Here is a 20,643-nt window from a genome sequence, read left to right on the forward strand (position 1 = left end):
TTGCTGCGAAGCCGTAAACACGCTCGTGATGCTGATGGACATCAGGATCAACGCTTGTTCAGCGTCTTGATCACCTTGTCCAGTACACCGTTGACAAACTTGTGGCTGTCATCGGCAGCAAAGGCCTTGGCCAGCTCGATCGCTTCGTTGATCACCACACGGGGCGGCACATCATCGCGACGGGTCAGCTCATAGGTCGCCAGACGCAGGATCGCCTTGTCCACCATGTCCACTTCTTCCAGCGGACGGGAGAGGAAAGGTGCAAACACCTTGTCCAGCTCGTTGCAGTGGAGGGCTACCCCGAACAGCAGATCGCGGAAATAGTTCAGGTCCACACCCTTGGTGTCCTGATCGATCTTGAACTGCTCTTCGATGTCGCCCACGTTGGCCCTGGTCATCTGCCACTGGTAGATGGCCTGGGTGGCGCAATGGCGGGCTTTACGGCGCTCGGACGGTTTCAATGTACTTCTCCTCGTTACACGTCCAGCTGTTTCAGGACGTTGATCATTTCGAGCGCGCTCAGTGCAGCCTCTGCACCCTTGTTACCCGCCTTGGTACCGGCGCGCTCGATGGCTTGTTCAATGTTTTCGGTGGTCAGTACGCCGAAGGCAACCGGAATTTCATATTCCATCATTACCTGGGCCATGCCCTTGCTGCTCTCGCTTGCCACCAGCTCGAAGTGATAGGTGCCGCCACGGATGACGGTGCCCAGCGCAACTATGGCATCGTATTGACCACTCTTGGCCAGCTTTTTGATAGCCAAGGGAATTTCAACGGCGCCCGGCACTCGTACCAGGGTGAGATTGCTGTCCTGGACTTGGCCTTGACGTTTCAGTACGTCCACAGCACCGTCCACCAAGCTTTCGTTGATGAAGCTGTTGAAACGGGCAACGACAATAGCAACGCGCGCCTCAGGAGCGGCGATATTTCCTTCGATAACCTTCATTGGAAATCCTGTATCTGTGCAATCAAAAGGGGCCGGAGTCAAAAGTGCGCATATTCTAGCACAACAGACCCACGACAAAAACCATGGCCGCAACGGGCGGCCATGATCGCAATGTCATTCGGGCGACGCGCTTATTCGCCTACGTATTCCACCACTTCCAGGCCGAAACCGCCGAGAGCGTGGTATTTTTTCGGTGAGCTCAAGAGCCGCATCTTGCCAACCCCCAGGGTCTTGAGGATCTGGGAGCCGACACCGACCCGACGCGAAGTACCCTGCCACTTGGCCCCTTCCGGTTGCAGCCCCTTGTCGGCGGCCTCAAAGCCCTTGACCCGCACCAGCAACTCGGCGCCGTGGGCCTCGGCCCCCAGGATCACCAGCACGCCGCCTTCCTGAGCGATGCGGGCCATGGATTTGGGCAAGGGCCAGCTGCGGGCAGCATGGCGGTCGGTCAACAGCAGATCGCTCAGCACATCGTGCAGGTGCACCCGCACCAGGGTTGGCTGCTCAGTCTGGATGTCACCTTTCTTCAGGGCGAAGTGAACCTGATTGTCGATGGTGTCGCGGAAGGTGATGAGGTCGAACTCCCCATATTCGGTAGGCAGTTTGCACTCGGCCACTTTTTCGACCGTAGTTTCGTGCTGGTTGCGGTACTCGATGAGGTCGGCGATGGTGCCGAGCTTGATGCCGTGCTGCTCGGCGAATACTTCCAGATCCGGACGACGGGCCATGGAGCCATCCTCGTTGAGGATCTCGACGATGACGGAAGCGGCCTCGTAACCGGCAAGACGGGCCAGATCGCAACCCGCTTCGGTGTGACCTGCACGGGTCAGCACACCGCCATCCTGGGCCATCAGCGGGAATATGTGGCCTGGCTGCACCAGGTCGGCGGCCTTGGCATCGGGCGCTACGGCGGCCTGTACTGTGACGGCGCGATCCGCCGCTGAAATGCCTGTGGTCACTCCCTCGGCCGCTTCGATGGTCACGGTGAAGGCAGTGGAGAACTGGGCATTGTTGCGATCCACCATCAGCGGCAGCGCCAGCTGCTTGCAGCGATCCCGGGTCAAGGTCAGGCAGATGAGGCCACGGCCGTAACGGGCCATGAAGTTGATATCCTCCGGGCGGACACAGGAGGCGGCCATGATGAGGTCCCCTTCGTTCTCCCTGTCTTCGTCATCCATCAGGATCACCATCTTGCCAGCCTTGATATCGGCAATGATTTCCTGGGTTGTGCTCAGCGCCATGGGCTACTCCATCAACTTGCTTTGGGGATTGAGCCCGGAGGCTCACTTTGATACAGAATTATGTTGCTCTAGATGGGGGCTCTGGGCCCCATTTCAATCAGAGCGGGATCACAGAAAATCGTTTTGGTCAGCTGTTTCGCCACTTACAGGAAGCCGGACTGGGCCAGTTTCTCCAGAGTCAGGCTGGAGGTAGCAGCGTCCTGCGCCTTGCCTTGCATCAGCCGCTCCAGATAACGGGCTATCTGATCCACCTCGAGATTCACGTGATGACCCGGTTTCCAGCGGGCTATGGTGGTCTCCTGGGCGGTGTGCGGCACTATGGTGAGGCGAAACAAGTCCCCCTGCACGGCATTGACCGTCAGGCTGATGCCGTCTACCGCGATCGACCCCTTCTCGGCGATGTAGCGGGAGAGCTCCGCCGGTGCCTTGATCCAGTATTCGATGGCACGACCGCTGCTGGACTTGCTCTTCACCTCTCCCACCCCGTCCACATGACCGGAGACCAGATGGCCGCCAAGCCGGGAGGTCGGCGTCAAGGCTTTCTCCAGATTGACGGGATCGCCGACTTTGGCCGCGGCGAAACCGGTACGAGACAGGGTTTCCAGCGACACATCGGCGGTGTAACTCTTGTCGCCAAGACCAATCACGGTCAGGCAGACACCGTTGGTGGCAATGGAGTCGCCCAGCTTGACGTCGCCAAAATCCAGCGTCGGCGCATGGACTGTGAGCGCCATGTCCTCGCCCTGGCGGCGCAACGCGGCAAGGGTTCCCACCGCTTCGATAATTCCGGTAAACATGCAGATCACCTTGATGATGACGGGGCCGGTTCGGCCCCCGATAACGATTGGAAAATCAGGCTATCCTGGCGGTGATGCGGATATCCTGTCCCACCAGCCGCACATCCTTGATGCAGAGCTTGGGCGCCTGGAAAAGACGGGTGAGCGCTGGCAGATGGAACAGGCCACGCCCCTCATCCCCCATCAGTTTCGGCGCCTGATAAAGCACCAGCTCATCCACCAGCCCCTTGTCCAGCAAGGCACCGCAAAGCCTGGGTCCGGCTTCCACCAGCACGGAATTGATGTTCCGCTTGGCCAGCAGCATAAAGAGGCTGACCAGATCCAGCTTGCCATCCAGCAGGGGCAGCTCCAGTTGCTGCACCCATTCAGGCCAGTCGCCAGCCGCCTTGTGACGGGCCAGCAAGACAGGGCCTGTGCTCTGGAACAGGGGCAAGTCCGGGGTCAGCCGGTTCCGGGAATCGACGATGACCCGCAGAGGCTGGCGCAGCGTCTCTTTGGCATAAGTGGCCTTGAGAGAAGGGGGCAGCTCATCCCAACGCACCGTCAGGGAGGCGCCATCGGCCAGCACGGTTTCGGCGCTGGAGAGCACGGCGTCGTGACCGGCACGCAGCCTCTGCACATCGGCACGGGCCAGGGGGCCCGTTATCCACTGACTCTCGCCGCTTGCCATGGCGGTGCGGCCATCGAGGCTGGCACCGAGTTTGGCGGTCACCAGCGGAAAAGCGGTACGCATCCGCTTGAAGAAGCCCGGATTGAGCGCCTCGGCTTCACTCGACAGCAAGCCAAAATCGGTCTTGATGCCCGCTTCCGACAACATCCGCAGACCACGCCCGCCCACCTCGGGGTTGGGGTCGACCATGGCCGCCACCACCCGGGTCACCCCGGCTTTGATCAGCGCCTCGGCGCAAGGGGGGGTGCGACCATGATGGGAGCAGGGCTCCAGGGTCACATAAGCGGTCGCACCACGGGCTTCGTCACCGGCCTCATGCAGGGCATAGATCTCTGCATGGGGTTCTCCGGCTCGTTTGTGCCATCCCTCGCCGACCACAACGCCGGCTTTCACCAGCACGGCGCCGACACAGGGATTGGGGGCCGTGGTATAGCGGCCACGGCGGGCCAGTTCAAGGGCCCGATTCATCCATTGGTAATCATCTTGACTAAACATCTGGGCTCCCGTTCAAAGCGAGAAAATGGGCGTTGCAGGTTCGATTGGCGCAGCGTAACCGGACATTGGGAAGCTTATTTCTCCAGCTTGGCGATCTCTTCGCCGAACTCGCGGATGTCCTCGAAGCTGCGATAGACGGAGGCAAAACGGATATAGGCGACCTTGTCCAGGCTCTTGAGCTCATCCATCACCAGATTACCCACCAGCTGGGAGGCAACTTCGCGCTCACCGGTGGCTCGCAGGCAGGACTTGATGTGGTTGACCCCCTTTTCGATGGCCTCCATGCTCACGGGTCGCTTCTCCAGCGCCCGCAGGATGCCACCACGCAGCTTCTCTTCATTGAAGGGCTCGCGGGAGCCGTTGGACTTGATGACACGGGGCATCACCAGCTCGGCCATCTCGAAGGTGGTGAAGCGCTCGTGACAGAGCAGGCACTCACGACGGCGGCGTACCTGATGGCCTTCTGCCACCAGACGGGAATCGATCACCTTGGTATCAACCGCACTACAGAAAGGGCAATGCATCGGACCTCCGGCGTTAACAAACAGGGCACCTGCCCCACAGGGGCAGGATCTTGGCGGGCCAGTGTAGCACGGCCATCCAAAACCGGTAAAAGCCCAGAAAAACAATATGTCACCGTCTATATTCCTTAAACACTTCAGGGGGTGCGAAGTCCCTCTATGGCCGTTGCAGGCAAGCAGATGACGGTATTTGCATCCGCTTCGATCAGCGCAACAATGGCGTCTCTCGGGCCTTCTCGCCAGGCATCCGTTGCATACAATGCCGCCTGGGAAGCGCTCAGATGCGCAAGATCATCGTATGCCCGCATCAGAAAATAGGCATCCGGATCATGCAGGGAGGGGCCGTGGCTCACCACATCCATCCCCCATTTACGGTGCAGTGGCATGCTCTGCTCGGTCACCAGCGCATGAAACGCGGCGCGGCTCCCCGCCTTGAGCCGATAACTGCGGATTTCCAGCACTCTCTTCATCGCACTTTCTCCAGCTAAAAAAATACCGCCAGCAAGGCGATATTTAACCCTTCTGTCAACCTTGAGATCAGTCGTCATAGGGCAAGTCGTCGGGCTCACAACCTGCGTGGTCGGGTACCGGATCTTGCGCAAACTGCACCGCATCAATGTGAGTGTGTCCCTCTATCAATGCCTTGCACACCCTGTGCATGCCATCCATGACCCGACCTGCACTATCCAGAATGATGGGATAGGCAAGAGAAGCACTGGCAATCAACTGACAATGCTCGGCTATGCTGCGCACCGTGGGTCTGGCCACGCCGTGTCCGTACCAGTGATCGGTGTCCAGTTCGGCAATCTGCACCAATGGCACAGCTTGCACCGGCAAACCTTGGCTCAACAGCACCAGACGCCGTACATCCCATGCCAGCAGCCCCTCCGGACTATCGCGAAAATGGTACTGGGCACGGATGGACACGATCAGATCGTCATCTGTGATACCGGACTGGGCTGGCATTATGCCTCCTATGTCTGCTGCACAAGCTCGGCGCCCATGGCGGGGCCGAAACAGAAAAAACAATGCCACCCGCAGGTGGCATTGGTCTCAAACCAGCATGGCTGGTATATCAGGCATAAACCGGGAAACGACGGCAGATATCCAGCACCTTTTCGCGGGTGTTGGCCAGCACTTCGTCGTTGTCATGGTTGTCCAGCACGTCACAGATCCAGTTGGTCAGATGGATGGACTCTGCTTCCTTGAAACCGCGGCGGGTGATGGCCGGGGTACCGATCCGCACACCTGAGGTGACGAACGGGGAACGCGGGTCGTTCGGCACCGAGTTCTTGTTGACTGTGATGTTGGCTTTGCCAAGAGCGGCATCGGCTTCTTTACCGGTCAGCTCACGGCCGATCAGGTCAACCAGCATGAGATGGTTGTCGGTACCGCCGGAGACGATCTTGTAACCGCGCTCGATGAAGGTCGCCGCCATGGCTTTGGCGTTTTTGACGACTTGGGCCTGATAGGTCTTGAACTCGGGCTCCAGCGCCTCTTTGAATGCCACGGCTTTACCGGCGATGACATGCATCAGCGGGCCGCCCTGGCCGCCCGGGAAGACGGCTGAGTTCAGCTTCTTGTACAGATCTTCGTCGTCAGCGGCGGAGAGGATCAGACCACCACGGGGACCGGCCAGGGTCTTGTGGGTAGTGGAGGTAACCACATGAGCGTGGGGCACCGGGTTCGGGTAGACACCAGCGGCAATCAGACCGGCTACGTGAGCCATGTCGACGAACAGCCAGGCACCAATCTTGTCTGCGATTTCACGCATGCGGGCCCAGTCGACGATACCTGAGTAGGCGGAGAAGCCACCTATCATCATCTTCGGCTTGTGCTCGACGGCCAGACGTTCCATTTCGTCATAGTCAATCTTGCCGGACTCATCAATACCGTAAGGAATGATGTTGTACAGCTTGCCGGAGAAGTTGACGGGGGAGCCGTGGGTCAGGTGACCACCATGGGCCAAGTTCATGCCCAGCACGGTGTCACCCGGCTGCAGCAGAGCCATGTAAACGGCGCTGTTGGCCTGGGAGCCGGAATGCGGCTGCACGTTGGCGTAAGTGGCACCAAACAGTTCCTTGGCGCGCTCGATGGCCAGGGTTTCAACCACGTCGACGTACTCGCAACCACCGTAGTAGCGCTTGGCCGGATAGCCTTCAGCGTACTTGTTGGTCAGCTGGGAGCCCTGGGCTTCCATGACGCGGGGGCTGGTGTAGTTCTCAGACGCGATCAGCTCGATGTGCTCTTCCTGACGACGGGTCTCGTCTGTGATGGCCTGCCACAATTGCGGATCATAATTGGCGATGGTCATGTCACGTTTCAACATCCGTTTCTCTCCTGAAAATCGTTTGCGCGTTAGGTGAAGTGGGCCTGCGCATTGTAACGTGAGCTGGATCAAAGAGACAGTCCAACCACCCAAAAAATTGTTTATAAAATGTAAAATGTGTCGCAAATTTCGAAGTCAGTGCAGGCTCTCCCCTTAGCCATAGCGCTGGCATTCGTGCTGACATTAGTGCTGGCGAATAATCCTCCCTCTGTCCATCCGTCCCCGATACCCATCACACCATAGCCCTGCCAGTAAACAGAAACCGGGACAACAAACAGCCAAAACCAGAGCCGGATCATGGATATAGCCGTTACTAACAGATAACATCTTTACACGGCACAGCGGTTGCACCGCCAATAGATGGAGGCAAAACATGCCGGGCAAGACTCTCACCACGCCCCAGATAGATCTCGATTTGCACCTTCCCCTGGCACTGAGCTTTCGCCAGCCTGCCTGCCGACCGAACGCTGGCAGCAAGAATTTCCACTCGACACACCTGTTCCATGGCGGGTCAAGCCTCTCTCATCCTTCCTTGCATCACCTCAACACGGGGGTACACCATGATGGATAACCTGATGCTTTTTCTGATCATATCGGTATTCGCTGTTTTCTATTGGGTCTACTATACCGGCAGTCGCAAAAGCCCTTTCACCACCCAGTGGGAGACATTGCCCACCAAAGAGCAGTATCTGGCGGCGCACCCGGAGGCTACTGATGGCGATATCATCTTCTGCATTCACTGCGGCCATCATCAGCAATTGGATGTCGGCCTGCTGCACCAGACCGATTTTCGCCGCCAGCATATCTGCACCCGTTGCAAGAAGGCGATCTACCGCGAAGAGATCTGATATCTGATTCATCACCTTGAGATCCGCCAGCTCGCCTGGGCCGATTACGCCTAGGGATCCTCGACCAGGCTCAGAGCCAGCGACCCGGCTTCCACATCTTCGTGGGCACCCAAGCGCCCCGGCACGAAATAGCCGATAGGCTGCCTCAGTTCGAGACGCGCCCCCTCTGAGTTGCCATCAATACGCCCTGAAAACGTCGCCATCGGCGGCGTTTTTTCTGGCTTGTTCGCCGAATTGTCACCTATGGGTTAACTTTTCTGCCAAAGCCGTTAGAATCGGGCTCACTCTGTTTCCCGCTTGCCATCCACGGAGGAAAAATGCAGGAATTTCTGGCCACTAGCGAACGTCGGGCCGAACTTTACTGGTGGTTCGCCACCCTGTTTAGCGCCGAGCTCAGCGATGAACAGATCGCCGAATACGACAGCTACGATGTGCGAAGCTTCCTGAAGAGCCTCTCCACGCTGGATCCCATGCGCCCGGCCGTCGCCGAGCTCAATGAGGCCATCGCCCGCCTGCTGGTGCGTGACGAGCGCGCCACTGCCTTGGCAGCCGACTTCAAGGGACTGTTTCTGGCCGATACGGCCGTTCAACCTTATGAATCCGCCCATCTGGATGCCTCATCCCTCGGCCGCATGCAGCAACGACTGGCACGCCTTGCCATCGATGTCAGTGCCAAATACCCGCAGCCGGTCGATCACCTTGGGGTCGAACTGGATCTGATGGGCAACCTCATCATACGCGCCGCCGAAGCCCCCAGTGCCGATCAGCGTGAACAGTGGCTAGGCGAGCAGGAAGCCTTGCTGCATGGCCATCTGCTGGCCTGGTTCCCCCATTTCGAAGCCGCTTGCCGCGCCGCGGATCCCTTCGGTTTCTACGGCGCCAGTGCTCGCTTGCTGGGTGTATTCCTCACCATGGATGCCAACTACCTCAGCCTGGTCAAACCGGCATCCTCCGCCGACTAAGCCGATGAAAACCGCCCTGCTACTGATCGCCTGCTGGCTGCTGACCCTGATCCCGCAGGATCAGGGTCTGACGCCGCTCTTCAGCTTGCTGTTCAATCCGGACAGAGATCTGTATGGCACGGCCCAGCTCACCGGTTTCGGCGGCATACTCTTGACCCTCTATCTCGCCAACCTGGGGGTGGAAGTGGTGCTTCGCCGCCGTTTTCAGATAGCCGGCATGCTGACCCTGCTGGTCGCCTGGATAGGCTTTATCAATGCCAGCGGCAGCGAAGCCCACTGGCTCTTGCTACTTGCCCTCTCCCTGCCCTTTCATGTGCTCGGCCTTCTGGTGCTGGCGCGCGGCATTCAGGCATTCGGCCGCCAAAAAGGCTGAAAAACCGCCAAAAGTATTACAAATCATGACAGCCGGATCCCCGCATTCCCCGTCCCAGCAAGGTCGGCGTGGTGGGAGCCGGTAACATCTGCTTACATTCAGCTCCCATTCAGTTTTGTTGCAACCGTTATAGTGCGGCTCCTTTTTACCAATCGACACAGGAGCAACAGCATGCCTCCACAGGATGCGCGCATCACGGGTCTCGATCTGTTGCGAGGGCTTGTCATCTTCATGGCCGTCTTCGAGCACTACACCGGCTACCTCAACTACTGGTACATCGACTTTTTCAACCGTGAACATGCCCTCTGGGACAGCTTCTATCTGTCACACAAGGCGATGGCCGGCCACCTTCTGCCCATGGATAACACCACGGCACAGGTCTCGGCCTGGCTTATCCCCTGGGTGAGCCAGATCTACCTGGCCCTGGCGGCCTTCAACCTGAGCCGTCGCAGCCAGGAGCGTTTCAGACCACAACTGGGCGGCAAGCTGGTGCTGTTTGCCAGCATCATACTGATCCTCTATGTCGAAGGGCTGGTCATAGCCCCCAACTTCGGCGAGGCCATCTCTTTCTATCCCGTCATGCTGTGGATGTGCCTGCTGGCACTCTTCTCTCTGGTTTACGCCTGGTTCGGCATCCGCGGCATGCTGGTACTGACAGTGCTCAGCCTGCTGCTGGATCAATTCGGCGTGCAGACCCTGCTTGGCAATATCGACAGCTGGATGAAGCTGCACGTGCACCCCGACTATGAGCTGGATGCCCGCCTCGATCTCTTCATGGCCAGCGGCTGCTTCGGTTTCCTGTACGGCTGGTGCTGGCATCAGCGCCCTCAGTGGCGGGATCGCCTCAATGGCCTGGTACTCACCCTCTCCCTCATCGCCCTCGTTATCTATCTTGCGTTTGGCGAGAGCAGTTCGGTCGAACTCAGTGACATCTACGCCAACGAGCACGAGCTGGCGCTGGACATGACGGGACGCGCCGGGATCTGGGGCATGGAGTTTCTGGTGATCGGGGCCGTACTCTGGCTGCATCAGCGCAACATCAACCTGTGCTGGCGACCGCTCAACTGGATCGGCATGTATTCGCTGACCGTCTTCATCTTCCACAAGAGTATCTTCGTGCACCTGTGGGGCCCCTTGCTGCTGTGGTGGACTGCCCGCCAGGGCACCATTCTGCCCAACAGCTTCGGCCTTATCATGCTGCTCAGTGCCACCAGCGTGCTACTCATCTATGCCTTCCAGCGCTCCGGCATCATCTGCCACCTGATGGGCATGCATCAGGACAGAGACTGGGTGCGGCTCTATGGCAAGTAGTCGCTGGCTGCTGCTGACCCTGCCACTCGCGCTGCCCTTGTCGGCCAAGGAGCAGGATAACCTGTGGCAGGTGGGCGGCCAGTGGCAACTCGACAGCAATCAGGCCGGGGTCAAGGCTGACGCCAGTGCCCACTTCTGGCTCGCCTATGAACGAGAAACCATGGTCGGCCTGATCTTTGCCGATGGGCAGAGCGCCGGGCTGGCCTTGCCGCTCTACAAGCAGAGCTTCCTCGCGCTGGGGGTCAGTCCCATGCAGGTGGTGGATCGCACCCGTTTCAGCGCGCTCTGGCGCCTCGGCTGGCAACTGGACGAGGATCATCAGCTGAGCCTGGGTCAGCTCTATGATGTGACCGGTCGCTATGGCCATATCTGGTATATGGAGCACAACCTGCCGCTGCCGGCAGCCCTCTCCCTCAATCTCTGGCTGACGCGAGGCAGCCAGGCCCACATGGCGGCCTATGGTGCCAGCGAGGGGTGGCGGGATTGGGGCGTCACGCTGGAACGCAGCTGGGGCTGGCAACAATGGCGACTGGGCACAGAGGTGGGCGCCAAACAGTGGCTTATCAAGGATCTCGATTGGCAACCCGTGGTGAACCTGACCCTGAGCTATCGCTTCAGCTGGTAGCCATCACTTCAACCGGCAACACAACCAGATAGGGGGCAAATGCAGCCCTCTCTCTTCCCTCCAAAGCGCTTCATGCCATACTGACAACACCTTAAATGACAAAAAAGTCAATTCAGGAGCCGTCATGCAGGAAGAGACATCCGAATCCATGCCAGATCCGCCAACGCCGGGTCAACTGAATCCAAACGAGCTGCAACAGCTGTTTGAGCTGGCGCCGTTCGGCATAGGCGTGTTCGACCGCTACTTTCGCTGCCGCAGCGTCAACCAGACGCTGGCCGATATCAACGGCCTCTCCCGGGAAGATCACTACGGCAAATACCTGCGTGACATAGTGCCGACGCTGGCCCCTGTGCTGGAACCCCTGTTCCAGCAGATCATCAGCAGCGGTATTCCCCAGGTGGAATTGAGCCTGAGCGGCCAGACGGAGGCCCATCAGGGCCAGCAACGACGCTGGCAGGCAATCTACAGCCCCATGCTGGATGAACAGGGCACTCCTGACGGCATACTGACCATAGTGCGGGATGTCACCGAGCAGTATGAAGTGCAGCAACGGCTGCAGCTGGCCATGAGTGCAGGCCAGATTGGCGTCTGGGAGTGGCATGTGGCCGAAGACAGGTTGCAATTTGATGGCCAGGTCGAACGCCTGCTCGGCACGGCCGCCAACCAGTTTCAGGGGGGAATGGATAACTTCATCAAGCGCTTCGACCCCGTGTCGGGGGAGCAGCTCAGAACCGCCCTCAACGGCACGGCCCCCCTTCACCTGACTTTGAGCTACCTGGGGCCCAACCAGATGCGGGGCTGGGTCGATCTCCATGCCGATCATGTGGCCGCCACCGACACTCAGGGACGCCGCATCATGGGGGTGATCCACGATGCAACCGATCGCTGCAATCAGGAAGACAAGCTGCGCCAGGCCAATGTGGTCTTCGACACCACGGCAGAAGGCATCATCATCATGGATGGGCAGCGCCAGATCATTTCGGTCAACCCGGCCTTCTGCAACATGACCCAGTACGAACCGGACGAGATAGTGGGCAAGTCACCGGAGGCCATCATGCATCCCCGTCGCCATACCGACATTGACTACCCCTGGCACACCCTGCGGCCCGGCAGCCACGCCTGGCACGGGGAGATGATGTGTCTGCGCAAGGATGGCGACTACTTCACCTCCTGGCAGCATGTCAGCGCCGTCTATGACAGCCGCCACAACACGGCCCACTATGTGATCACCTTCTCCGACATCAGCGCCATTCGCAAGGCAGAGGCGCAGCTCAATCACCTCGCCTATCACGATCCTCTGACCGAACTTGGCAACCGCAACCTGTTGCAGGAGCGGCTCGAACTGGAAATCAAGACGGCCCAGCTCAATCGGCAGCAACTCGCCCTGCTGTTCATCGACCTCGACGGTTTCAAACTGATCAATGACAACCTAGGCCACAGGGCGGGGGATCAACTGCTCAAGCTGCTGGCCGGGCGCATCCGCCAAAGCCTGCGTCACAACGATGTGGCTATTCGGCTAGGCGGAGATGAATTCCTGGTGCTGATCCCCTATTTCGAACAACAGGATGAGTTGGCACAGCTCGCCGAACAGCTGCTGGCACGTCTGCGCGAGCCGGTCGAACTGGAACACGAGCAGGTCGCTATCTCCGCCAGCATAGGCATAGCCCTCTACCCTGAGCACGCCCGGAGCCCGGACGCCCTGGTCAGTGCCGCCGACAACGCCATGTACGAAGCCAAAAGCCAGGGCCGTAACGGCTATCTGTTTTACAGTCCCGACATGGCCGAACAGAAACGGGAACGGATGAGCATGGAGCAGGGGCTGCTCAAGGCCATTGATCAGCATCAGCTCTGCATCCTGTATCAACCCATGACGGATCTGGCCAATAACCGCCTGAGCGGGCTGGAAGCCCTGTTGCGCTGGCAACATCCCAGCGAAGGCATGATAGCGCCAGCCCGCTTCATACCGGTGGCAGAGGAGTGTGGTTTGATAGAGCAGATTGGGGAGTGGGTAATGCGCACCGCTTGCCAGCAGGGACAGGCATGGCTGGCGGCCGGGCTTGCCGTGCCACGGCTCTCGGTCAATGTGTCGGTAAGGGAGATGCGCGCAATTGGCTATGTGGAGCGGGTCGCGGCCATCCTGGCGGAGACCGGCTTCCCGGCGGAGCGGCTGGAGATAGAGGTGACGGAAAGCATCATACAGCGAGTCGACCATAGCTTGCAGCTGTTCACCCGCCTCAAGGCGCTGGGGGTGCAGATTGCCATCGATGACTTCGGCACCGGCTTCTCATCCCTGAGCTTGCTCAAAAGCCTGCCCATCGATCGCATCAAGATAGATCAAACCTTCGTGCAGGCTCTGCCCGATGACAAGCACAGTCGGGAGCTGTGCCGTACCATCATCAACCTGGCCGACAGCCTGGGCATGGCGGTCACCGCCGAGGGGATCGAGACCCAGGCCCAGCGCCAGTTTCTGCAATCCCTGCACTGTCAGGAGGGACAGGGCTACCTGTTCAGCCACCCCTTGACCGAACCCCATCTGGCTGCCCAGCTGACTCCCCGCAAGGGAGTCTGGTGCTGAAGCCGGCAAGTGCTGCAAGAGCCGCTCAATGAGCGAAAATACGGCTCACTCACTGAACGTCAACCTGGCATCCCACCCCTCGCTCTGGCCCTGGAGCGAGTCAGCCATCAGTGCATCCTTCGGGTAGCGCGGTTTTGGCTGCCCGAGGGTAACTGTCACAGGGGGTTTGCGCGCCAGAAATGCATTGCCCATCTGATCGGCAATACTCTCTCGCACTGCTGGCGATCTGCTCTGATCGCGCGTCACGGCAAACTCTTTGGGCTGGGGAGCAGCCAGTGCGGCTTCATCGGCAAGCGTAGAGGCATCGGACTGCCAGAGGGCGGTGCAAAGGAGCAGGGACAACATGGCTATCTCCATCGGTAAAACCGATGTTTTTACTCAATCACCGATGAATTGTCACGAATGGCACTGTAAGCAGATGTTTCCATCTATCCAAAAGTCTAATTGCCCTCGTACGCCAAAGGTATAAGTTGTTACTTAATCATTACAAGAATGTATTCAAAGGAGTGACAGATGAGCGAGAGCAAGGTCTACCCGGTCAAAGCCCACATCAGCAACGGTGCCCTGCTGGACAAGGCAGGTTACGAGGCCATGTACCTAGCCTCCGTGCAGGATCCGGATGCCTTCTGGGGTGAACAGGGAAAAATCATCGACTGGATGAAGCCCTATACCAAGGTCAAGAACACCTCCTACGACCCGGGGCATGTCTCCATCAAGTGGTATGAGGATGGCCTGCTCAACGTCTCGGCCAACTGCCTGGATCGCCATCTGGCACAGCGCGGTGACAAGGTGGCCATCATCTGGGAAGGGGACAACCCGGCCGAGGATCGCAAGCTGACCTACCGCGAGCTGCACACCGAGGTGTGCAAGTTTTCCAACGTATTGAAAGCACAGGGTGTGCATCGAGGTGATGTGGTCTGCCTCTACATGCCCATGGTGCCGGAAGCGGCCATCGCCATGCTGGCCTGTACCCGCATAGGTGCCGTGCACAGCATCGTCTTCGGCGGCTTCTCGCCGGAGGCCCTGGCCGGTCGCATCATTGACTCAGGCTCCTCCATCGTCATCACGGCCGACGAGGGACTGCGTGGCGGCCGCCCTGTCCCGCTCAAGAAGAACGTGGATGAAGCGCTCACCAACCCGGATACCCGGGTCAGCAAGGTGATAGTGCTCAAGCGCACCGGCGGCAACGTTGCCTGGCACAACCACAGGGACATCTGGTGGCATGAGGCAACTGCCGCCGCCAGCAGCGACTGCCCACCCGAGGCAATGAACGCCGAAGATCCCCTGTTCGTCCTCTACACCTCCGGCTCCACCGGCAAGCCCAAGGGAGTGTTGCACACCACCGGCGGCTATCTGGTCTACGCCACCCTCACCTTCAAGTACGTGTTCGACTACCACGAGGAGGACATCTACTGGTGTACCGCCGACGTGGGTTGGGTCACGGGCCACTCCTATCTGGTCTACGGGCCGCTCGCCAACGGCGCCACCACCATCATGTTCGAAGGGGTGCCCAACTACCCGGCCACCAACCGTATGAGCCAAGTGGTAGACAAGCACCAGGTCACCATCCTCTACACGGCCCCGACGGCGATCCGCGCCCTTATGGCCAAGGGCCGTGATGCGGTAGAGGGCACTTCCCGCCAGAGCCTGCGCATCATGGGTTCAGTGGGCGAGCCCATCAACCCGGAAGCCTGGGAGTGGTACTACCGCACCATAGGCGAGGAACGCTGCCCCATCGTCGATACCTGGTGGCAGACCGAGACCGGCGGCATCCTCATCAGCCCGCTGCCCGGCGTCACCGATCTCAAGCCAGGATCGGCTACCCGTCCCTTCTTCGGGGTGCAGCCAGCGCTGGTGGACAACATGGGCGAGCCGCTGGAGGGTGCAACCGAGGGCAACCTGGTGATCACCGACTCCTGGCCGGGTCAGATGCGCACCGTGTTTGGCGATCATGAGCGCTTCGAGCAGACCTATTTCTCCACCTTCCCGGGCCGTTACTTCACCGGCGACGGTGCCCGTCGCGATGAAGATGGTTACTACTGGATCACGGGACGGGTGGATGATGTACTCAACGTATCCGGCCATCGCATGGGGACCGCAGAAATAGAGTCGGCGCTGGTCTCCCATCCCAAGATCGCCGAAGCGGCGGTGGTGGGTGTGCCCCACGAGATCAAGGGTCAGGGCATCTATGCCTATGTCACCCTGATCGCCGGAGAAGAGCCGAGCCGCGAGCTGCACAAAGAAGTGAAGGAGTGGGTACGCAAGGAGATCGGTGCCATCGCCACCCCGGATGTGATCCACTGGGCGGAAGGCTTGCCCAAGACACGCTCCGGCAAGATCATGCGCCGCATCCTGCGCAAAATAGCCACCGGCGAGACCGACAGCCTGGGGGATATCTCCACTCTGGCGGATCCCGGGGTCGTGGATAAACTCATCCGCGAGAAGTCGGAAGCGGCCTGATGTAGCCCGTTATCTGCCTCCAGAGCCGGCCCAGTGCCGGCTTTGTCGTCTCTGCTACTGAGCAATTGAACACCGCACCAGGTAGTGCAAAAAACAGACAGATGTAGAGATTAGACCAGTAAAATGCTGCTAATTTTCACGAAATCAATATAATTGCGAAATCTGTGTGCCAGTGCACACCGAATTGCGCAGAAAATGGCTAGATTTCTGGTAGTCCACAAGATAGCTGGTAGATAGCAGCATTATCATCGAGGATGTACTCAATATGTCGCAAAATCACCGTATTCTCCTGCTCAACGGGCCAAACCTGAACCTGCTGGGCAAACGGGAACCGGGCATCTACGGCAGCAAGACGCTCGATGAGATCGTCGCCGATCTGAAGCACAACGCCAGCGAACTCGGCGTCACACTGGAACACCTGCAATCCAACGCCGAACATGAGTTGGTCAGCCGCATCCACCAGGCCATGGGCCAGGTGGATTATATCATCATCAATCCAGCCGCCTTCACCCACACCAGTGTCGCCATCCGCGATGCGCTGCTGGGTGTCGCCATCCCCTTTATCGAGGTGCACCTGTCAAACGTCCATGCCAGGGAGCCTTTCCGTCATCACTCCTATCTGTCTGATGTCGCTAAAGGAGTAATCTGCGGGCTGGGTGCAGATGGCTACCAATTCGCTTTAACCGCGGCCGTGCATCAGTTGCGCGCGGCTTGATAATCACTGATCAGATAAAGAAGAAAGAGAATGCTAATGGATATCCGCAAAATCAAGAAGCTGATTGAACTGGTTGAAGAGTCCGGCATTGCCGAACTGGAGATCTCCGAAGGTGAAGAGTCCGTTCGCATCAGCCGCAACTTCTCCGGTCAGGTGACCACAGCCATGCCGCAGATGATGATGCAGCCGGCCATGGCCCCTGCCGCCGCACCGGCAGCCGCTGCCGTCGCACCGACCGCAGATGCGGCCACCCCGAGTGGTCACCTGATGCGCTCCCCCATGGTTGGCTCCTTCTATCGCTCCTCCAGCCCGGAAGCCAAGCCGTTCGCGGAAGTCGGTCAGCACGTCAATGTCGGCGATACCCTGTGCATCGTCGAAGCCATGAAAATGATGAACCAAATCGAGTCTGACAAGACCGGCGTGATCAAAGCGATCCTGGTTGAAAATGGTCAGGCCGTCGAATTTGACGAGCCGCTGTTCATCATCGAATAAGGGAAGTTGCCACCCATGTTGGACAAAGTAGTCATCGCCAACCGCGGTGAAATTGCCCTGCGGATCCTGCGCGCTTGCAAAGAGCTCGGGATCAAGACAGTGGCCGTTCACTCCACCGCCGATCGGGAGCTCAAACATGTGCTCCTGGCCGACGAAACCATCTGCATCGGCAAGCCTGCCAGCGGTGAATCCTACCTCAATGTGCCGGCGATCATAGCCGCCGCCGAGGTCACGGGTGCCGTTGCCATCCACCCGGGTTACGGCTTCCTCTCGGAGAACGCCGATTTCGCCGAAGTGGTCGAAAAATCCGGCTTCATCTTCATCGGCCCTCGCGCCGAGACCATTCGCCTGATGGGTGACAAGGTCTCCGCCATCGAGGCGATGAAAAAAGCGGGCGTACCTTGCGTGCCTGGCTCTGACGGCCCGGTCGACAGCGATGCCAAGCACAACGCCGCCATCGCCAAGCGCATCGGTTATCCGGTGATCATCAAGGCCGCCGGTGGCGGTGGTGGTCGCGGCATGCGCGTGGTGCGCAATGAAGCCGAGCTGGCTGCCGCCATCGCCCTGACCAAATCCGAAGCAGGCCAGTTCTTCAAGAACGACATGGTCTACATGGAGAAGTACCTGGAGAACCCGCGCCATATCGAAATTCAGATATTGGCAGACGGCCAGGGCAACGCCCTCTATCTGGGCGAGCGTGACTGCTCCATGCAGCGCCGCCACCAGAAAGTGGTCGAAGAAGCACCGGCACCCGGCATCACTGAAGAGATGCGCAAGTTCATCGGCGAGCGCTGCGTGCGCGCCTGCATCGAGATCGGCTACCGCGGTGCGGGGACCTTCGAGTTCCTGTACGAAAACGGCGAGTTCTATTTCATCGAGATGAACACCCGTATCCAGGTTGAGCATCCGGTCACCGAGATGGTCACCAGCGTGGATCTGATCAAGGAGCAGCTGCGCATCGCCGCCGGCCAGCCCCTGTCGATCACCCAGCAGGACATCCGCATCCGTGGCCATGCCATCGAATGCCGGATCAACGCCGAAGACCCGGCCACCTTCATGCCGTCTCCGGGCCTGATCCAGCGCTTCCATGCGCCGGGTGGTCTGGGCGTACGTTGGGATTCCCACATCTACGCCGGTTACAAGGTACCGCCTTACTACGACTCCATGATCGGCAAGCTGATCTGTTACGGCGAGAACCGTGACGTCGCCATCGCCCGCATGCGTCAGGCGCTGGACGAGCTGGTGGTAGAAGGGATCAAGACCAACGTCTCCCTGCAAAAAGAGATCATGAAGGATGAAAACTTCCAGCACGGTGGCACCAATATCCACTACCTGCACAAGAAGCTGGGTCTGTAAGGATCTCTGATAGAGACCCGATGACATTGCACGGTGGCAGTTCCAATGCCCACTACCTGCACAAGAAGTTGGGTCTGTAAGGATCCAAGGCAGAACAATGACTTCCGATAGAAGTCAGCTCCGCAAGGAGCCTCTGTTGAAAAAGGGCCATGGCGACATGGCCCTTTTTTGTTATTCTTGCGCCCCTCAAAATTGTCGGAGGCCAAGGTGAATCGTTTCGCGCTCGCTCGTCGGGAAGCAGCCCTCTGCCTGCTGCTGACCCTGCTCTATTTCTTTGCCTGGTATGGCACTGCGTATTTCATCCCGGAAGAGATCGAATACTGGGACATGCCACTCTGGTTCCTGCTCAGCTGCATGGTGATGCCGCTGCTGTTCATTGTGCTGTGTGGCCTGATGGTGGATCGCCTGTTTGTGGATATTCCCCTCGATACGCCTCACCCCCATGCCAAGGAGTCCCCCCATGAATCTTGAGCTGATGCTGCCGCTCATCATCTATCTGGTGCTGGTGCTGGGAGTCGGTTTCTGGGCCAGTCGCCATCGCACCGGCGGCGACTTCGTGCAGGAGTACTTCATCGGCAACCGCAGCATGGGCGGTCTGGTGCTCGCCATGACGCTGGTGGCTACCTATACCTCGGCGTCGTCCTTCATCGGCGGGCCGGGTGCCGCCTACAAGATTGGCCTTGGCTGGGTACTGCTGGCAATGATCCAGCTGCCCACCGTCTGGCTTACCCTGGGGGTGCTCGGCAAGAAGTTCGCCATCATTGCCCGCCGGGTCAATGCGGTGACCATCAATGACATGCTGTGGGCCCGCTACCAGAGCAAGGCGGTGGTCATTCTCGGATCCGTTACTATCATCCTCGCCTTTATCGCCACCATGGTGGTGCAGTTCATCGGCGGTGCCCGCCTGCTGGAGACGGCCACCGGCCTCTCCTACCAGCAGGGTTTGATGCTGTTTGCCAGTTGCGTGCTGCTCTACACAGTGATCGGCGGCTTTCGTGCCGTGGTGATGACCGACGCCCTGCAGGGGATCATCATGCTGATCGGCACCGGCGCCTTGCTGGCAGGGATCCTGATTGCCGGGGATGGATTACCCAACCTCATCCACCAGCTCAAGGTGATCGATCCCAAGCTGGTGAGCCCGACGGGGGCCGGCGACATGCTGACCCAACCCTTCATGCTGAGCTTCTGGATCCTGGTCTGCGTCGGAGTGGTGGGGCTGCCCCACTCGGCCCTGCGCTGCTTCGGCTATCGGGACAGCAAGGCGCTCCATCGCGGCATCCTTATCGGCACCGTCGTCAGTGCCCTGCTGATGTTCGGCATGCACCTGGCCGGCGCCCTGGGCCGCGCCATCCTGCCCGGCATGGACAGCCCGGACAAGATCATGCCCTCCCTGATGATGGAAGTGCTGCCGCCCTGGCTGGCCGGGGTGTTTCTAGCGGCACCGATGGCGGCCATCATGTCCACCATCGACTCCCAGCTGATCCAGGCCTCCGCCACCCTGGTGAAGGATCTCTACCTCAACTACCTCAATCCCAAGCAGGAGAAGCTGGAGGTGCACATTCCTCGCCTCTCCCTGCTCTGCACCCTGATCCTGGGCACGCTCGTACTGCTGGCGGCGCTGCAGCCCCCCGAGATGATCATCTGGCTCAACCTGCTCGCCTTCGGTGGCCTGCAGGCCGTGTTCCTGTGGCCGCTGGTACTCGGCCTTTACTGGTCACGGGCAAACGGGCCGGGCGCCCTGGCCAGCATGGTATCCGGCATCGTCTGCTATGGCGTACTGAGCCAGTGGGGGATAAAACTGGCCGGACTGCATGCCATAGTACCGAGTCTGGGACTGGGGCTGGTTGCCTTTGTGCTGGTCAGCCTGCTGACTCCGCCCCCCAGCCAGGGGGTTCGGCGATTATTCGAACAGCAATAACAAAGAGAT

At 59.3% G+C, this 20,643-nt stretch carries 23 protein-coding genes; 12 read left to right on the top strand and 11 right to left on the bottom strand.

Annotated features, from left to right (window positions below):
• Positions 1-47 precede the first annotated feature (47 nt).
• From nusB to glyA, 9 genes are all read right to left on the bottom strand, one after another.
• Positions 48-461, bottom strand: a complete 414-nt coding sequence (gene nusB / locus AC1P02_RS22810) for a transcription antitermination factor NusB (RefSeq protein WP_005317593.1) — start codon at positions 459-461, stop codon at positions 48-50.
• Positions 462-475: 14 nt separating this feature from the next.
• A complete protein-coding gene (ribH, locus tag AC1P02_RS22815; protein ID WP_005317595.1) occupies positions 476-946 on the bottom strand; it encodes a 6,7-dimethyl-8-ribityllumazine synthase in 471 nt (156 codons plus the stop codon).
• A gap of 131 nt (positions 947-1,077) precedes the next feature.
• Positions 1,078-2,187, bottom strand: a complete 1,110-nt coding sequence (ribBA, locus tag AC1P02_RS22820) for a bifunctional 3,4-dihydroxy-2-butanone-4-phosphate synthase/GTP cyclohydrolase II (protein WP_485185727.1) — start codon at positions 2,185-2,187, stop codon at positions 1,078-1,080.
• A gap of 143 nt (positions 2,188-2,330) precedes the next feature.
• Positions 2,331-2,984, bottom strand: a complete 654-nt coding sequence (gene ribE1 / locus AC1P02_RS22825) for a riboflavin synthase E1 (RefSeq protein ID WP_155602007.1) — start codon at positions 2,982-2,984, stop codon at positions 2,331-2,333.
• Between the two features lie 55 nt (positions 2,985-3,039).
• Positions 3,040-4,149: a bifunctional diaminohydroxyphosphoribosylaminopyrimidine deaminase/5-amino-6-(5-phosphoribosylamino)uracil reductase RibD gene (ribD, locus tag AC1P02_RS22830; protein ID WP_113719910.1), complete on the bottom strand. Its 1,110-nt coding sequence runs from the start codon at positions 4,147-4,149 to the stop codon at positions 3,040-3,042.
• A 74-nt stretch (positions 4,150-4,223) separates the two neighbouring features.
• Positions 4,224-4,673 carry a transcriptional regulator NrdR gene (gene nrdR / locus AC1P02_RS22835; protein WP_005317604.1) on the bottom strand — a complete coding sequence of 150 codons (450 nt, stop codon included), beginning with the start codon at positions 4,671-4,673 and terminating at the stop codon, positions 4,224-4,226.
• Between the two features lie 134 nt (positions 4,674-4,807).
• Positions 4,808-5,140: an NIPSNAP family protein gene (locus AC1P02_RS22840; RefSeq protein ID WP_485185730.1), complete on the bottom strand. Its 333-nt coding sequence runs from the start codon at positions 5,138-5,140 to the stop codon at positions 4,808-4,810.
• A 67-nt stretch (positions 5,141-5,207) separates the two neighbouring features.
• On the bottom strand, positions 5,208-5,636 hold the full coding sequence (locus AC1P02_RS22845) for a ParB N-terminal domain-containing protein (RefSeq protein ID WP_485185732.1): 429 nt from the start codon (positions 5,634-5,636) through the stop codon (positions 5,208-5,210).
• Between the two features lie 109 nt (positions 5,637-5,745).
• The gene (gene glyA / locus AC1P02_RS22850) at positions 5,746-6,999 is read right to left on the bottom strand and encodes a serine hydroxymethyltransferase (RefSeq protein ID WP_005317611.1); all 1,254 of its coding nucleotides are present in this window, start codon (positions 6,997-6,999) and stop codon (positions 5,746-5,748) included.
• 560 nt (positions 7,000-7,559) lie between these two features.
• On the opposite strand from glyA, the gene AC1P02_RS22855 reads away from it, so the two are divergent.
• Positions 7,560-7,847: a hypothetical protein gene (locus AC1P02_RS22855; RefSeq protein ID WP_485185735.1), complete on the top strand. Its 288-nt coding sequence runs from the start codon at positions 7,560-7,562 to the stop codon at positions 7,845-7,847.
• 50 nt (positions 7,848-7,897) lie between these two features.
• Here the strand turns inward: AC1P02_RS22855 and AC1P02_RS22860 are convergent, their stop codons facing one another.
• Complete coding sequence (locus AC1P02_RS22860) at positions 7,898-8,050, bottom strand: hypothetical protein (protein ID WP_435301573.1); 153 nt, start codon at positions 8,048-8,050, stop codon at positions 7,898-7,900.
• Positions 8,051-8,164: 114 nt separating this feature from the next.
• Between AC1P02_RS22860 and torD the strand changes: the two genes are divergently transcribed.
• The 5 genes from torD to AC1P02_RS22885 all read left to right on the top strand — a co-directional run bounded on the left by torD (position 8,165) and on the right by AC1P02_RS22885 (position 13,693).
• Positions 8,165-8,809 carry a molecular chaperone TorD gene (gene torD / locus AC1P02_RS22865; protein ID WP_059168120.1) on the top strand — a complete coding sequence of 215 codons (645 nt, stop codon included), beginning with the start codon at positions 8,165-8,167 and terminating at the stop codon, positions 8,807-8,809.
• 4 nt (positions 8,810-8,813) lie between these two features.
• The gene (locus tag AC1P02_RS22870) at positions 8,814-9,182 is read left to right on the top strand and encodes a hypothetical protein (protein ID WP_059168121.1); all 369 of its coding nucleotides are present in this window, start codon (positions 8,814-8,816) and stop codon (positions 9,180-9,182) included.
• 171 nt (positions 9,183-9,353) lie between these two features.
• Complete coding sequence (locus AC1P02_RS22875; protein ID WP_017412003.1) at positions 9,354-10,493, top strand: hypothetical protein; 1,140 nt, start codon at positions 9,354-9,356, stop codon at positions 10,491-10,493.
• Positions 10,483-11,118 (top strand): hypothetical protein, encoded by a 636-nt coding sequence (locus tag AC1P02_RS22880; protein ID WP_485185738.1) that lies wholly within the window; start codon positions 10,483-10,485, stop codon positions 11,116-11,118. Before AC1P02_RS22875 ends, AC1P02_RS22880 begins: the two co-directional genes overlap by 11 nt.
• A gap of 124 nt (positions 11,119-11,242) precedes the next feature.
• Complete coding sequence (locus tag AC1P02_RS22885; protein WP_485185740.1) at positions 11,243-13,693, top strand: sensor domain-containing protein; 2,451 nt, start codon at positions 11,243-11,245, stop codon at positions 13,691-13,693.
• Between the two features lie 45 nt (positions 13,694-13,738).
• Here the strand turns inward: AC1P02_RS22885 and AC1P02_RS22890 are convergent, their stop codons facing one another.
• Complete coding sequence (locus AC1P02_RS22890) at positions 13,739-14,038, bottom strand: hypothetical protein (protein ID WP_485185742.1); 300 nt, start codon at positions 14,036-14,038, stop codon at positions 13,739-13,741.
• A gap of 168 nt (positions 14,039-14,206) precedes the next feature.
• On the opposite strand from AC1P02_RS22890, the gene acs reads away from it, so the two are divergent.
• The 6 genes from acs (at position 14,207) to panF (ending at position 20,634) form a co-directional block, all read left to right on the top strand.
• Positions 14,207-16,153, top strand: a complete 1,947-nt coding sequence (gene acs, locus AC1P02_RS22895; RefSeq protein ID WP_096118685.1) for an acetate--CoA ligase — start codon at positions 14,207-14,209, stop codon at positions 16,151-16,153.
• A gap of 265 nt (positions 16,154-16,418) precedes the next feature.
• Positions 16,419-16,868: a type II 3-dehydroquinate dehydratase gene (aroQ, locus tag AC1P02_RS22900; protein WP_021138116.1), complete on the top strand. Its 450-nt coding sequence runs from the start codon at positions 16,419-16,421 to the stop codon at positions 16,866-16,868.
• Between the two features lie 36 nt (positions 16,869-16,904).
• Positions 16,905-17,360, top strand: a complete 456-nt coding sequence (gene accB, locus AC1P02_RS22905) for an acetyl-CoA carboxylase biotin carboxyl carrier protein (RefSeq protein WP_034283807.1) — start codon at positions 16,905-16,907, stop codon at positions 17,358-17,360.
• Between the two features lie 15 nt (positions 17,361-17,375).
• Complete coding sequence (gene accC, locus AC1P02_RS22910) at positions 17,376-18,716, top strand: acetyl-CoA carboxylase biotin carboxylase subunit (RefSeq protein ID WP_005317655.1); 1,341 nt, start codon at positions 17,376-17,378, stop codon at positions 18,714-18,716.
• 207 nt (positions 18,717-18,923) lie between these two features.
• Positions 18,924-19,187, top strand: a complete 264-nt coding sequence (locus tag AC1P02_RS22915) for a YhdT family protein (RefSeq protein ID WP_005317658.1) — start codon at positions 18,924-18,926, stop codon at positions 19,185-19,187.
• Positions 19,177-20,634 (top strand): sodium/pantothenate symporter, encoded by a 1,458-nt coding sequence (panF, locus tag AC1P02_RS22920; protein WP_058393736.1) that lies wholly within the window; start codon positions 19,177-19,179, stop codon positions 20,632-20,634. The genes AC1P02_RS22915 and panF overlap by 11 nt, the downstream gene beginning before the upstream one ends.
• Positions 20,635-20,643: the final 9 nt, after the last annotated feature.

The organism is Aeromonas sp. TS_SC_11 (genome assembly GCF_057318915.1).

What these genes read in the sequence shown, in the direction of transcription:
- ribH (WP_005317595.1), bottom strand. Translation starts at nt 946, where the DNA reads ATGAAGGTTATCGAAGGAAATATCGCCGCTCCTGAGGCGCGCGTTGCT.
- ribBA (WP_485185727.1), bottom strand. Translation starts at nt 2,187, where the DNA reads ATGGCGCTGAGCACAACCCAGGAAATCATTGCCGATATCAAGGCTGGC.
- ribE1 (WP_155602007.1), bottom strand. Translation starts at nt 2,984, where the DNA reads ATGTTTACCGGAATTATCGAAGCGGTGGGAACCCTTGCCGCGTTGCGC.
- ribD (WP_113719910.1), bottom strand. Translation starts at nt 4,149, where the DNA reads ATGTTTAGTCAAGATGATTACCAATGGATGAATCGGGCCCTTGAACTG.
- nrdR (WP_005317604.1), bottom strand. Translation starts at nt 4,673, where the DNA reads ATGCATTGCCCTTTCTGTAGTGCGGTTGATACCAAGGTGATCGATTCC.
- AC1P02_RS22840 (WP_485185730.1), bottom strand. Translation starts at nt 5,140, where the DNA reads ATGAAGAGAGTGCTGGAAATCCGCAGTTATCGGCTCAAGGCGGGGAGC.
- AC1P02_RS22845 (WP_485185732.1), bottom strand. Translation starts at nt 5,636, where the DNA reads ATGCCAGCCCAGTCCGGTATCACAGATGACGATCTGATCGTGTCCATC.
- glyA (WP_005317611.1), bottom strand. Translation starts at nt 6,999, where the DNA reads ATGTTGAAACGTGACATGACCATCGCCAATTATGATCCGCAATTGTGG.
- AC1P02_RS22855 (WP_485185735.1), top strand. Translation starts at nt 7,560, where the DNA reads ATGATGGATAACCTGATGCTTTTTCTGATCATATCGGTATTCGCTGTT.
- AC1P02_RS22860 (WP_435301573.1), bottom strand. Translation starts at nt 8,050, where the DNA reads ATGGCGACGTTTTCAGGGCGTATTGATGGCAACTCAGAGGGGGCGCGT.
- torD (WP_059168120.1), top strand. Translation starts at nt 8,165, where the DNA reads ATGCAGGAATTTCTGGCCACTAGCGAACGTCGGGCCGAACTTTACTGG.
- AC1P02_RS22870 (WP_059168121.1), top strand. Translation starts at nt 8,814, where the DNA reads ATGAAAACCGCCCTGCTACTGATCGCCTGCTGGCTGCTGACCCTGATC.
- AC1P02_RS22875 (WP_017412003.1), top strand. Translation starts at nt 9,354, where the DNA reads ATGCCTCCACAGGATGCGCGCATCACGGGTCTCGATCTGTTGCGAGGG.
- AC1P02_RS22880 (WP_485185738.1), top strand. Translation starts at nt 10,483, where the DNA reads ATGGCAAGTAGTCGCTGGCTGCTGCTGACCCTGCCACTCGCGCTGCCC.
- AC1P02_RS22885 (WP_485185740.1), top strand. Translation starts at nt 11,243, where the DNA reads ATGCAGGAAGAGACATCCGAATCCATGCCAGATCCGCCAACGCCGGGT.
- AC1P02_RS22890 (WP_485185742.1), bottom strand. Translation starts at nt 14,038, where the DNA reads ATGTTGTCCCTGCTCCTTTGCACCGCCCTCTGGCAGTCCGATGCCTCT.
- acs (WP_096118685.1), top strand. Translation starts at nt 14,207, where the DNA reads ATGAGCGAGAGCAAGGTCTACCCGGTCAAAGCCCACATCAGCAACGGT.
- aroQ (WP_021138116.1), top strand. Translation starts at nt 16,419, where the DNA reads ATGTCGCAAAATCACCGTATTCTCCTGCTCAACGGGCCAAACCTGAAC.
- accB (WP_034283807.1), top strand. Translation starts at nt 16,905, where the DNA reads ATGGATATCCGCAAAATCAAGAAGCTGATTGAACTGGTTGAAGAGTCC.
- accC (WP_005317655.1), top strand. Translation starts at nt 17,376, where the DNA reads ATGTTGGACAAAGTAGTCATCGCCAACCGCGGTGAAATTGCCCTGCGG.
- panF (WP_058393736.1), top strand. Translation starts at nt 19,177, where the DNA reads ATGAATCTTGAGCTGATGCTGCCGCTCATCATCTATCTGGTGCTGGTG.